The organism is Roseovarius amoyensis, assembly GCF_003260265.1.
In the GTDB taxonomy this organism is placed as follows: domain Bacteria; phylum Pseudomonadota; class Alphaproteobacteria; order Rhodobacterales; family Rhodobacteraceae; genus Roseovarius; species Roseovarius amoyensis.
Window position 1 is genome coordinate 41,849 of record NZ_QITQ01000007.1, and the last position, 13,156, is coordinate 55,004.

A 13,156-nucleotide genomic window follows, 5' to 3' on the forward strand; every position below is an offset into this window, starting at 1 on the left:
CGATGCAAACCTCGGCACCTGACACCCATAACGATCTGCGCGACGCGCTGCGCGCGCTCTGCGCGCAGTTCCCGCCGGAATACCATCGCAAGTACGGCGAGGACGGAGCCTATCCCGAGGAATTCGTCGATGCGCTGACCCGCGAAGGCTGGCTGGCAGCAATGATCCCCGAGGAATACGGCGGCTCGGGCCTTGGCCTGACCGAAGCCTCGATCATCATGGAAGAGGCGAACCGTTGTGGTGCCAATGCCGGTCACTTTCACGGACAAATGTACAACATGGGCACGCTTCTGCGGCACGGCTCGGACGAGCAAAAGCAGAAATACCTGCCCGGCATCGCCAGCGGCGAGTTGCGCCTGCAATCCATGGCCGTGACCGAACCGACGACCGGGACGGACACCACCAAGCTCAAGACCACGGCGGTCAGAAAAGGCGACCGCTATGTGATCAACGGTCAGAAGGTCTGGATCAGCCGTATCCAGCATTCTGACCTTATGATCCTGCTGGCGCGCACCACGCCGCTGAAAGAGGTCAAGAAGAAATCTCAGGGCCTGTCGGTCTTCATGGTCGATCTGAAAGAGGCAATCGGCAATGGGATGGAGGTCCGCCCCATCGCCAACATGCCCGGCCACGAGACCAACGAAGTGTTCTTTGACAGCCTCGAAATCCCTGCCGAAAACCTGATCGGCACCGAGGGGCGCGGCTTTTATCATATCCTTGACGGCCTGAACGCAGAGCGGACCCTGATTGCGGCGGAATGTATCGGCGACGGCTATTGGTTCGTGGACAAGGCCCGCGCCTATGCCGGCGAGCGCATTGTCTTCGACCGTCCCATCGGGCAGAACCAGGGCGTGCAGTTTCCCATCGCAAAGGCATTCGTGAATGTGGAGGCCGCTAACCTGATGCGCTTTGAGGCCTGCAAACGCTATGATGCGGGGCAGGATTGCGGGGCGCAGGCGAATATGGCCAAGCTTCTCGCCTCCGAGGCCAGTTGGGAAGCGGCGAATGCCTGTATCCAGACCCATGGCGGCTTTGGCTTCGCGCGCGAATACGATGTCGAGCGCAAGTTCCGCGAGTCCCGCCTGTATCAGGTGGCACCGATCTCGACCAACCTGATCCTGTCCTATGTCGGCGAACACATCCTGGGTATGCCGCGTTCGTTCTGAGGCACGAACATATCTCGACGCGCTTGAGCCCTGGCTGGGACGGACCGAAACCTGACGCAGGCCGCGACGCCTGAAACCGCCCAGTTGCCGGGCGGGGGCGTATCAGCCCCCTTCCGTGCGGCCCGTGGTTCAAGACGGTCTGCTCATGATGCGTTGGTACGGCCTGCTCGGCCCTCAGACACCTGGCTTTTCTGAGCGATTCCGCAACCGTCGTGTCAGCGTCGCCCCGCAGATCGGCCCGGATCATGCGGGGGGTTTTCACCTCGTCGCCCACCTTCTTTTCGCTCCGCGGCGCTGCGCCGCTGGCTGCCATCGCTGATCTGTTCGGAGTGGATGTCGCAACCCTGCTAATGCTTGGGCTGGGCTTGCGGCCCCGGCCTGGCCGGCAAGCAGCGACCGAACAGGCGTGAAAAGAATAGCGTCGGTGCTGGTCCGGCTTGCTGTCGCGCGCCGCACAGGGCGGCGCGCCGTTCGGCCCCGCCGTTACTGATCCAGGAAACTGCGCAGCTTGCGGCTGCGGCTGGGGTGCTTGAGCTTGCGCAGCGCCTTGGCCTCGATCTGGCGGATACGTTCGCGCGTCACGCTGAACTGCTGGCCCACTTCCTCGAGCGTGTGATCGGTGTTCATGCCGATGCCGAAACGCATCCTGAGCACCCGTTCCTCGCGCGGGGTGAGACTGGACAGGACCCGCGTGGTAGTTTCCTTGAGGTTGTCCTGAATGGCGCTGTCGAGCGGCAGGATGACGTTCTTGTCCTCGATGAAATCGCCAAGCTGGCTGTCCTCTTCGTCGCCGATGGGGGTCTCGAGGCTGATCGGCTCCTTGGCGATCTTCATCACCTTGCGGACCTTGTCGAGCGGCATCTGCAGCTTTTCGGCCAGTTCCTCGGGCGTGGGTTCGCGGCCGATCTCGTGCAGCATCTGGCGGCCCGTGCGCACCAGCTTGTTGATCGTTTCGATCATGTGCACCGGGATGCGGATGGTGCGCGCCTGGTCGGCGATCGAGCGGGTGATCGCCTGACGGATCCACCATGTCGCATAAGTCGAGAACTTGTAGCCGCGGCGGTATTCGAACTTGTCCACCGCCTTCATCAGGCCGATGTTGCCCTCCTGGATGAGGTCCAGGAACTGCAGACCGCGGTTGGTGTATTTCTTGGCGATCGAGATCACCAGCCGCAGGTTGGCCTCGACCATTTCCTTCTTGGCCTGTCGGGCCTCTTTCTCGCCCTTCTGGACCTGGTTCACGATGCGGCGGAATTCGGAAATGTCCAGCCCGACATACTGCCCCACCTGTGCCATGTCGGCACGCAGTTCGGCCACCTGCTTGGGGGCGCGTTCCATGAACATCTGCCAGCCGCGCCCGGGCTTCGCGGCCATGTCATCCAGCCAGGTCGGGTCCAGTTCGCGGCCGCGGTATTCCTCGATGAACTCGCGGCGGTTGATGCGGGCCTGGTCGGCCAGCTTTACCATCGCGGAATCGATCTGCATGATCCGTCGGTTGATGCCGTACAGCTGATCGACCAGCGCCTCGATCCGGTTGTTGTGGAGGTGCAGCGAATTAACCTGCTCGACGATCTCGGAGCGCAGCTTTTGATAGACCGCCTCCTGCTTGTTCGAGAACTTGCTGTCCTCGTTCAGCGTCGCCGAGATGCGGCTGTCCTGCAGTTCGGACAGCTTTTCGTAATCAGCCGCGATCTCGTCGAGCGTTTCCAGAACCCGTGGCTTGAGCGCCGCCTCCATCGCGGCGAGGCTCATATTGGCCTGTTCGTCGTCGTCGTCGTCATCCTCGCTTGCGATGGGGTTGCCGTCGGCGTCCAGCTCGGGCTCGGTTTTCTGTTTGGCCGCCGTGCCGTCGCCGCCCTCGCCGCCATCGGGGGCCGAGGTCAGGTTGGCCGCCCCGACAAGGGGCTCTTCGTCGGACTCTGCGTCGCCCATCTGGCCTGAAAAGGTGGTTTCCAGGTCGATGACATCGCGCAGCAGAATGTCCTCGCTCAGCAATTCGTCCCGCCAGATCGTGATCGCCTGGAATGTCAGCGGGCTTTCGCACAGGCCCGCGATCATGGTGTTGCGGCCGGCCTCGATGCGCTTGGCGATGGCAATCTCGCCCTCGCGGCTGAGCAGTTCGACAGACCCCATTTCGCGCAGGTACATGCGCACCGGGTCATCGGTGCGGTCCAGCTTTTCATCCTTGCCGGAGCCCAGCGTCAGCTCGCCCTTGCGGCCGATCTCGGCCACGGCGGTGACGCGCTGTTCCTCTTCCTCGGCTTCTTCTTCCTCGATGATGTTGATGCCCATCTCGGACAGCATCGACATCACGTCCTCGATCTGCTCGGAATTCACCTGGTCGGGCGGCAGAACGCGGTTGAGCTGGTCGTAGGTGATGAAGCCGCGTTCACGGGCCTCGGCGATCATCTTCTTGACCGCCGCCTGGCTCATGTCGAGGGAAATCTCGGATTCCTGCTCTTCGGGCTTCTGCTCTTCTGTGTCCTTGGCGGCCATGCACGTCTCCTGAACGGTGGCGGTGATTCGGTTTGGAGCGAATCATTAGCGCGATCTTCTGATTCGCACACCCTTGCCACGGATTTCTTTAGCGAATCGTACTCTATTGTCACTTTTTAGGGCTGTCTGATTCCAACAGCGAATCGAAAAGCGCGCGGGCATCGCGTCTCTCGTCGGCATCCAGCCGCACCCCGTTGTCGGCAACCTCGTATTCGGCCTGATCCTCGCTGAAAACCTGCGAGGCGTTGCGCCGCAGGCGCGCGGCCTCGCTCAGCCGGTAGGTGACGCTCTCGTCCGAGAGGCCGACAATATCCTGTTCGGCCTCTGCCACTTCGGCCCTCAACCCGTTTTCGGCGTCGATCCAGTTCAGCGCGGCGGTGATCGTCTGGCGCGCTACAGCCTCATCTCCCGGGCGGCGCACGCCGGGGCTCTGGCTGACATGGGGTCGCGCGCACAGCCTGTCAACGGCATCCGCGCCCAGTTCCTGCCCAATCCGCGCGCGCAGCGCCTCCGCCCCCTCGGCACCATGATGCAGGATCAGGCTGCGCAGCCGGGCGTGATCGGGCGCGGTGCAGGGCAGCCGTTCAAGCCGGGCCTCGAATTCATCGGCCAGCGACGGCGTCAGGATCAGCGTGGCGAGCACCACCGCCTCGCGCAGCTCGATCTGAACCTCGTCACCGGCGGCCGCCAGCAGGGATGCCTTGGATTCATTCCGCGTCGGTGCCCCGGACGCCCATGCAGGCTGTTGCCCGCGCGCGCCACCGCCGCGTTTTTCCTTGCCGCCCGAACGGGCGCGCCGCGGATTGAAGAACTTCCAGCGCAGGTCCTTGACCGCCTGCTCGTAATGGTAGCGGATCGATTGGTCGCGGATGCGCGCGACCGCCTCGTTCAGCGCCTTGTCCAGCGCGGCGCGCCGTTCGGGACTATCGAAACTACGCCCCTCGGTTTCGCGCCGCCACAGCAGCTCGACCATCGGCAGCGCCGCGTCCAGCACCGCCTGCAACGCCTTCGGCCCCTGCCGGCGCAACAGGTCGTCAGGGTCCAGCCCCTGTGGCATCAGCGCGAAACGCAGCGATTTGCCGGCCTCCAGCAGCGGCAGCGACAGGTCGATCACCCGCCACGCGGCGCGCAGCCCGGCTTTATCGCCATCCAGCGCGATCACCGGCTCGTCGGCCATGCGCCATAGCATCTGAAGCTGCTCTTCCGTCACCGCCGTGCCCAGCGGCGCCACCGCTGCACCAAATCCCGCCTGCGCAAGGGCGATCACGTCCATGTACCCCTCGGCCACAATCAGCGGCGCGCCCTTGCCTGCGGCCTCGCGCGCAGGCGCGATGTTGTAAAGCGTGCGTGACTTGTCGAAAAGCTCGGTATCGGGCGAGTTCAGGTACTTGGCGCTGTCATCCGGGTCCATCGCGCGACCGCCAAAGGCGATGCAGCGCCCGCGCGCGTCGCGGATGGGAAAGATGATGCGATTGCGGAAGGTGTCATAGGGGTTGCCGCCCTTGCGCGATGGCCGCGCCAGCCCGCAATCAAGGATCTTCTGCGCATCCACCCCGCGGCCTGTCAGGTAATCCCACAGCCCTTGCCAACTGTCGGGGGCAAAGCCCAACTCGAACCGGTCGCGGGTCTCGTCGTCGATGCCCCGCCCCGCCAGATATTCGCGCGCCCCTGCCCCAGCGCCGGTCTGCAGCCCCATGCGGAAATGACGCACCGCCATTTCCATCACCTCGAACAGCTCGGACCGGCGATCAGACTTTTCCTGCGCCTGCGGGTCGCGTTCGGGCATGGTCATCCCGGCCTCGCCGGCAAGGATGCGCACCGCCTCGATGAAATCGACGTTCTCGGTCTCGCGCACAAAGCTGATGGCGTCGCCCTTGGCATGGCAGCCGAAGCAATAGTAATAGCCCTTGCGGTCATCGACGTGAAAGCTGGCGGTCTTTTCCTGGTGGAACGGGCACGGCGCCCACATGTCGCCCCGACCCTGGTTCGACTTGCGCATGTCCCACATGACCTTGCGCCCGACGACCTGCGCCAGCGAAGTGCGTGTTCTCAGTTCGTCAAGGAAACCCGGGGGCAGACTCATGCCCTGAATATGGGGCAAAGCCCGCCCCGCGCCAAGGGCTCACTCCCCCTGGCGGGACAGGCAGATGGATTCAAATTGATCCGCCGTCGCCTCGGACAACAGGGACGGATCCAGCTTGTAGACCAGATCGACCAGCGGCGGCACCGTCGGGCGATAGCGCGCATCGACGCCCCCCTCGTCCGACCCCAGCCGCGCACCGATGGCCTGGGGCGTCGCACCCGCCTTGCGCCCCTTGATGGCGGCCGAAACGATTGCCCGCGTGGCGCGACAGCTTTCGGCATCCAGTCCCTGCGCCGCCGCCGGCGGGGCCATGCCCCCGGCGCCAAGCCCGATGCACAGCGCGAAACAAAGCTGCCTCATCCCGATTTCGAACCTTCTTGCCATGCCGCCAGCCTGTCAGCCGCCGCCGCGTGCCGCAACCCCCTGCATGGCCTGACGCACGTCCTGCACCAGCGTTCCGGCGAGCGCGCGAAAGACCAGGATCAGGTAATCATCCTCGCCCAGCCGGGTGATGGATGCCGCCATATGCTGCAGCTCGGTGCGCGCGGTATGCCCGCGACGAAAAGCGGCGGGGCGCAGGTCGATGGGCGTCAGCCGCGCCAGCACCTGTGTCGCGCCCCGCCCCTGGATGCGCGCGCAGGCCCAGCCATCGCTCTGATCGCTCAGCGCGGCATATTGCGCCAGCGCCGGGTCGGGATCGGCCCCGGCCAGCAGGAACATCCGCTGGCCGAACCAGATCGCGCAAGCCTCGTCACGCCCACTGGCGCGCGCGGCCACGCGCCCCGTCACCCGGCCCGGCTCCGGCGCGGCGATGCCATGCGCGGCCTTCAGCGCCTCTGACAACCCCTCGTCCCGCCCCCGATAGGGCGCGACCGAGGTCAGCCGGCCAAGGTCGACCTCGGTCAGCGTCATCCGGCCCACGGTGACCGGCACCAGCCCCGCCAGCGGGGATTTCGGGGCAAGCTCAACCACGCATCCGCCCTCCGTCCCTGTCATACTGCACCGGGTCCTGCACCTCGCAGATCGCCACCACCCCCTTCAGGTGATCGACCATCCTGACCCGCTGCCCGTGCCGGGCCCGCCCGTTTCTGAGGAACCCCAGCCCCAGAAAATGCCCCAGCGTGGGCGAGAACGCCGCCGAGGTGATATAGCCCTGACTGTTGTCGCTGACGGCCTCTGCCCCCTCTTCGAACAGATGCGCGCCGGGGACCAGCATCTTGACCGTGCCCACGGGTTTGAGCCCGACCAGTTGCTCGCGCTCTTCGCCCGAAAGGCCCGGGCGGGCGGCGGCGGCCTTGCCGATACAATCCTTGGCCTTGCTCACCATGCCGCCCATGCCGATGTCGAACGCGGTTGTGCGACCGTGAATTTCGGCGTGGGTGATAAAGCCCTTCTCGATGCGCAGCACGTTGAGCGCCTCCATCCCGTAGGGCCCGCCGCCCAGCGGCTCGGCCCGCGCCACCAGTTCCCTGAACAGCGCCTCGCCATAGCGCGCGGGCACCGCCAGTTCGTACCCCCGCTCGCCCGAGAACGAGATGCGGAACAGCCGCGCCCCGACCCCGCCGACGCTGACCGGCCCGCATGACATGAAGGGCCAGTCCGCATCCGCCACCGGCGCATCCAGCAGCCCGTTCAGCAGCTCTGCCGATTTCGGCCCGGCGATGGCGAACTGCGCCCAGTTTTCCGTGACCGACACCATCCGCACGTCCCAGTCGGGGCGCAGGCACTGGTGCACGAATTCCAGATGCCGCATCACCAGCCCGGCGGCGGCGGTGGTGGTGGTCATCAGGTACTGGTTTTCGCCCAATCGCGCGGTGGTGCCGTCATCCATGACATGGCCATCCTCGCGCAGCATCAGCCCATAGCGCACCCGCCCCGGCTTGAGCGTCGAAAAGGTGTTGGCATAGACAAGGTCGAGCAGCGCCGCCGCGTCAGGCCCCTGTATGTCGATCTTGCCCAAGGTCGAGACATCCGTCACCCCGACCGCGTTGCGCACCATCAGCACCTCGCGGTCGCAGGACTGCCGCCAGTGGCTTTCGCCCGGCGCCGGGAAATAGCTGGGCCGGTACCAGAGCCCCGCTTCGATCATCGGCGCACCGCGCGCGACGCTCAGCTCGTGCGAGGTGGTCAGCCGCTGCGGCGCAAACCCCTTGCCACGCCCGCCCACGCCCATCGCGGCGATGCTGACCGGCACATAGGGCGGGCGAAAGGTGGTAGTGCCGGTCTCGGCAATGGCGCGTCCGGTGGCATCCGCCAGCACCGCCAGCGCGTTGACGTTGGAATTCTTGCCCTGGTCGGGCGCCATCCCCTGCGTGGTATAGCGCTTCATGTGCTCGACCGAGCGGAAGTTTTCCTGCGCCGCCAGACGGACATCCTTGACGGTGACGTCGTTCTGGAAATCCAGCCAAGCGCGCCCCCGTCCCGGCACCGACCATATCGGCGTTATGTCATAGCGGCTGTCCTCGGCGCCGGGAATGTCGATCTCGGGCGCGGTGCGGCCCAGCGCCGTCAGCGCCTCGCGCGCTGCCGCCACGCCGCCCTGCAGGCAGGCACGGGTCGAGAAATCGCCACGCGCGACCCCCGCCGCCACTAGCCCCGGCACCGCGCCCGGGCGCGGCACGAAGGCGGCAATGTCTTCGCGCCAGTCAGGACGGCCGTTCATGTGGCAGGTCAGGTGGACGCTGGGGTTCCAGCCTCCCGACATGGCCAGGCATTCGGCCTCGATCTTTTCCTCGCCGGACGGGGTGAGGATGCTCACCGCCTCCAGCCCACACCGCCCATGCGCGTTGCTGACCTGCGCGCCGGGATAGAACGGCACGTCCAGCGAACAGGTGGCGTCATGGCGCGCGTCGATCAGCGCGCTGACATGCACCCCGGCGGCCAGCAGGTCGGCCACCGTGCGGTGCGCGTCAGAGTTGTTGCCGAAGACCGCCACGCTGCGCCCCGGGCTGACGCACCAGCGGTTGACATAGGCCCGCACCGCACCGGCCATCATCACGCCCGGCCGGTCGTTGTTGGCAAAAGCGATGGGGCGTTCCAGTGCGCCGGCGGCCAGCACCGCGCGCCGCGCCACGATCCGCCAGAAACATTCGCGCGGGGCGCCGGGGCGCGCAGCCACCTCGGGCGCCAGCCGTTCCAGCGCGCCATAGGTGCCGCCGTCATAGGCCCCGGTGACGGTGGTGCGGGTCATCACGCGCACGTTGTCCATCCCCGACAGTTCCGCCGTGATCTCTGCCGCCCAGTCGCGGCCCGGCACACCGTCGACCTCGATCGTCTCGGCGTTCAGCCGCCCGCCCGGGCGGGTGTCCTCGTCGGCAATGATCACATCGGCGCCCGCGCGCGCCGCCGTCAGCGCCGCCATCAGCCCCGCCGGCCCGGCCCCGATCACCAACAGGTCGCAATGCGCCCATGCCTTTTCGACGCGCAGATCACTGGGCGCGCCCGACAGCGCCCCCAACCCCGCCGCGCGCCGGATCATGGGTTCATAAACCCGTTCCCAGAACGCACGCGGCCACATGAAGGTCTTGTAATAGAACCCCGCGCCAAAGAACGGCGACGCCAGGTCATTAAGCGCCAGGATATCGAAAGTCAGGCTGGGCCAGCGGTTCTGGCTGCGCGCGGCCAGCCCCTCGTGCAGCTCCAGCTGGGTGGCGCGCAGGTTTGGCTCCTGCAGGCCGCCCCGCCCTACTGTCACCAGGGCGTTGGGTTCCTCGCTGCCCGCCGTCATCACACCGCGCGGGCGGTGATACTTGAACGACCGCCCCATCACCCGCACGCCGTTGGCCAGCAGCGCCGAGGCCAGCGTATCGCCCGCCAGCCCCTGATAGGCGCGCCCGTCGAAGGTAAAGCCGATGCGCCGGCCGCGACCGATCGGCCCCTCGCCCCCAATCCTCATCGCGCCTCCCCCTTTTCGTCAGAGGCCAGCGCCACGCCCAGCACCTCGTGGGTGGCGGTGTTGCGGGTGACCACCAGCCAGGCCGCGCAACCCTGTTCGTGATACCACAGGTCGCGCGTCACCCCGCAGGGGTTGTCGCGCAGGTGGATGTAGCCGTGCCATGCCTCGGGCGGCGCGTCGGCATCAGGCCGCTCCAGCGCCACCGCGTCGCCAACATAATAGAATTCGCGCCGGTCGCGCTCCCCGCAGATCGGACAGGTGATCCTCATCTTGCGCGCCCTGCCTTTCCAGCTTCTTTCTGGTCGAAAATACCCAATGTTCCGCCCTCTGCCGCCGGCGCCTCAGTGCAGGTTGTGCTGCGCGCCGGTGCCTTCCTCGTCCATCAGCCCGCGCCCGGTCTCGAACCGGTCGAGCCGGTACCGCGCCGCCGCCTTGTGCGGCTCGCCGGTCGCCACCAGGTGCGCCATCGACCATCCCGACCCCGGCACCGCCTTGAAGCCGCCATAGCACCAGCCGCAATTGAGATAGAGCCCCTCGATATGGGTGCGGTCGATGACGGGCGACCCGTCCGGCGACATGTCCATGATCCCGCCCCAGCTGCGCAGCACCCGCGCATTGCCGATCATCGGCATCAGCGCCATGCCCGCCTCCATCACGTGTTCGACCATGGGCAGGTTGCCGCGCGCGGCATAGGAGGCATGGAAATCCAGGTCGCCGCCAAAGACCAGCCCGCCCTTGTCGGACTGGCTGATATAGAAATGCCCCATGCCAAAGCTGACGACATGGTTGATGCAGGGTTTCAGCCCCTCGGTGACGAAGGCCTGCAGCACGTGGCTTTCGATCGGCAGGCGCATCCCCGCCATCGCCGCCACCTGGCTGGAGCGGCCCGCGACCACGATTGCCACCTTTCCGGCCTTGATCGCGCCGCGTGTCGTCTGCACGCCGGTGACCTTGCCCCGGTCGATATCGATGCCGGTGACCTCGCAATTCTGGATGATGTCGACGCCGCGTTCGCTGGCGCCGCGGGCATAGCCCCAGGCGACGGCATCGTGCCGGGCGGTGCCGGCCCGCGGCTGCAAAAGCCCGCCATAGATCGGAAAGCGCGCATTGTCGAAATCGAGATAGGGCAGATGCCGGCGCACGCCCTCGCGGTCCAGCAAGATGGCGTCGTCACCCTGGTTGCGCATGGCGTTGCCGCGCCGAACGGCGGCGTCGCGCTGGGCATCGGAATGAAAGAGGCTGATCTGCCCACGCTGCGAGTGCATCACGTTGTAGTTCAGATCGGCCTCAAGCCCTTCCCACAGCTTCAGGGAATGGCTGTAGAATTCGGAATTGCCGGGCAGGAAATAGTTGGCGCGCACGATGGTGGTGTTGCGCCCGACATTGCCGCCACCGATCCAGCCCTTTTCCAGCACCGCGACGTTGGTCAGGCCATGGTTCTTTGCCAAGTAATACGCGGTTGAAAGGCCGTGCCCGCCTCCACCGATGATGATGACGTCATATTCCGGCCTTGGCGTGGCGTCGCGCCAATGCGCCTGCCAGCCGCGGTTGCCGGTCAACCCCTCGCGCAGGACGCGCAGGCCCGAAAAGCGCATCTTTATTCCCCCGGCTCCAATCTCTGTTCATGTCTGTCCAGATCGCTTAACAAACACCCGCCAACGCGGCCAAGACGTTTTCGACAAATATCTGCCTGCCGGCGACCCGGTCGCCGGCAGGCGCGCACACGGCGCTCAAAGCCCCAACGCACGATAGCTTGCCGCGACCTTGCCGATCGACACCAGGTAGGCGGCGGTGCGCAGGTCCTCGACGTCCTGACGCGCATGCCAGACTTCGCGGATCTGCTGGTAAGAGCCGCACATGGTGTCGTCGAGACCAGAGCGCACCAGCTCCAGCTCGCCCGCGCCGCGCAGATACTTGCGCTTGAAATCGGGCGATATCACCCAGGCATCGCCCAGGTGACGGTCAAGGCGCTCCAGCTCATTCACGATCAGCTGGTGGCGCATTTCCTCCTGCCGCCGGCCCATTCGGCCAAAGCGGATATGGCTGAGGTTCTTGACCCATTCGAAATACGACACCGTAACGCCGCCGGCGTTGGCAAACATGTCAGGGATGATCACGGTGCCCTTGGCGCGCAGGATCTCATCAGCGCCGGCGGTGACGGGGCCGTTGGCGGCCTCGATGATCAGCGAGGCCTTGATGCGTTCGGCATTGCCCAGATTGATGACCCCCTCCATCGCGGCGGGGATCAGGATGTCGCACGCCTCTTCCAGGTATTTGGAGCCTTCACGCACGTATTTCCCCGATGGGTAGCCATCGACACCGCCATGCTTGGCGATCCAGGCGCGGACCTCTTCGACATTGAGACCCTTTTCGTCATAGAGCCCGCCATCGTGTTCGATGATGGCGGTGATGATACAGCCATCCTCTTCGGCCAGGAACTTGGCGGCGTGATAGCCAACATTGCCCAGGCCCTGCACGATCACCCGCTTGCCTTCCAGCCCGCCGGACAGCCCGGCTTTCTTTACATCCTCGGGGTGGCGAAAGAACTCCTGCAGCGCGTACTGCACGCCGCGGCCCGTGGCCTCTGTCCGGCCCTGGATGCCGCCAGCATTGACCGGCTTGCCGGTGACGCAGGCGCGGGCGTTGATGTCGGTGGTGTTCATCCGCCGGTACTGGTCGGCGATCCAGGCCATCTCGCGCTCGCCGGTGCCCATGTCGGGGGCCGGCACGTTCTGCGAAGGATGGATCAGGTCGCGCTTGGCCAGCTCATAGGCAAAACGGCGGGTGATCATTTCCAGCTCGTATTCGTCCCACTCGCGCGGGTCGATCCGCAGCCCGCCCTTGGACCCGCCAAAGGGCGCATCGACCAGCGCGCATTTATAGGTCATCAGCGCCGCCAGCGCCTCGACCTCGTCCTGGTTCACGCCCATCCCGTAGCGGATGCCGCCCTTGACCGGCTCCATATGTTCGGAATGCACGCTGCGATAGCCGGTAAAGGTATGTATCTGCCCGCGCAGACGCACGCCAAAGCGCACCGTGTAGGTGGCGTTGCAGACACGGATCTTTTCCTCCAGCCCCGGCGGAAGGTCCATCAGCGCCACGGCGCGGTTGAACATCAGGTCCACGCTTTCGCGGAACGTAGGCTCTTTCCGGGGCGTCGCCATATCAAATCCCTCCCTTGCACAAGTGCGCCCGACACGGCAGGCAAAGGTCACGTTACCCCCTTGGGCGGCTTTGTCCAGCCGGGCGCGTCCCAAGGACCGAATTTCCCCCACTGGCGCAGCACAGGAAACAATCGGCTGGATGTCCAAAAACCGTTTCCCATAGGCCATTGAATAGCTGCGACAATTCGACAAAATGCCACAATTTTGCCTATCTTTTCGGGCATTGGCAGCCCGTTAAGCCAGCGACAGCAGATGCGTGTCGCGGCATTGTCAGCGAGGTCAGTTGAGATGAAAGTGCTAGTTGAGGGGCTGATGCAAGCAAATCCAGTTTCGGCCGGGGCGATACAGCCTG

General features: G+C 65.5%; 9 protein-coding genes. 1 reads left to right on the plus strand and 8 read right to left on the minus strand.

Translation table 11 applies throughout. The features are described from left to right. The first annotated feature begins 2 nt into the window (after positions 1 to 2). Positions 3 to 1,166, plus strand: a complete 1,164-nt coding sequence (locus DL899_RS08085; protein ID WP_111733672.1) for an acyl-CoA dehydrogenase family protein — start codon at positions 3 to 5, stop codon at positions 1,164 to 1,166. A 483-nt stretch (positions 1,167 to 1,649) separates the two neighbouring features. On the opposite strand, the gene rpoD is transcribed toward DL899_RS08085, so the two are convergent. The 8 genes from rpoD to DL899_RS08125 form a co-directional block, all read right to left on the minus strand. Next, positions 1,650 to 3,662 carry an RNA polymerase sigma factor RpoD gene (rpoD, locus tag DL899_RS08090; protein WP_111733674.1) on the minus strand — a complete coding sequence of 671 codons (2,013 nt, stop codon included), beginning with the start codon at positions 3,660 to 3,662 and terminating at the stop codon, positions 1,650 to 1,652. A 109-nt stretch (positions 3,663 to 3,771) separates the two neighbouring features. Further along, positions 3,772 to 5,745 carry a DNA primase gene (gene dnaG / locus DL899_RS08095; protein WP_111733676.1) on the minus strand — a complete coding sequence of 658 codons (1,974 nt, stop codon included), beginning with the start codon at positions 5,743 to 5,745 and terminating at the stop codon, positions 3,772 to 3,774. A 39-nt stretch (positions 5,746 to 5,784) separates the two neighbouring features. Next, positions 5,785 to 6,129, minus strand: a complete 345-nt coding sequence (locus DL899_RS08100) for a hypothetical protein (RefSeq protein WP_162685529.1) — start codon at positions 6,127 to 6,129, stop codon at positions 5,785 to 5,787. 12 nt (positions 6,130 to 6,141) lie between these two features. Then, positions 6,142 to 6,717: a sarcosine oxidase subunit gamma gene (locus DL899_RS08105; protein ID WP_111733680.1), complete on the minus strand. Its 576-nt coding sequence runs from the start codon at positions 6,715 to 6,717 to the stop codon at positions 6,142 to 6,144. Next, positions 6,710 to 9,640, minus strand: a complete 2,931-nt coding sequence (locus tag DL899_RS08110) for a sarcosine oxidase subunit alpha family protein (RefSeq protein ID WP_111733682.1) — start codon at positions 9,638 to 9,640, stop codon at positions 6,710 to 6,712. Before DL899_RS08110 ends, DL899_RS08105 begins: the two co-directional genes overlap by 8 nt. Further along, positions 9,637 to 9,909 (minus strand): sarcosine oxidase subunit delta, encoded by a 273-nt coding sequence (locus DL899_RS08115; RefSeq protein WP_111733684.1) that lies wholly within the window; start codon positions 9,907 to 9,909, stop codon positions 9,637 to 9,639. The genes DL899_RS08110 and DL899_RS08115 overlap by 4 nt, the downstream gene beginning before the upstream one ends. 72 nt (positions 9,910 to 9,981) lie before the next feature. Then, the gene (locus tag DL899_RS08120; RefSeq protein WP_111733686.1) at positions 9,982 to 11,235 is read right to left on the minus strand and encodes a sarcosine oxidase subunit beta family protein; all 1,254 of its coding nucleotides are present in this window, start codon (positions 11,233 to 11,235) and stop codon (positions 9,982 to 9,984) included. A gap of 135 nt (positions 11,236 to 11,370) precedes the next feature. Beyond that, positions 11,371 to 12,804, minus strand: coding sequence for a Glu/Leu/Phe/Val family dehydrogenase (locus DL899_RS08125; RefSeq protein WP_111733688.1), 1,434 nt, complete (start codon positions 12,802 to 12,804; stop codon positions 11,371 to 11,373). Positions 12,805 to 13,156 lie beyond the last annotated feature (352 nt).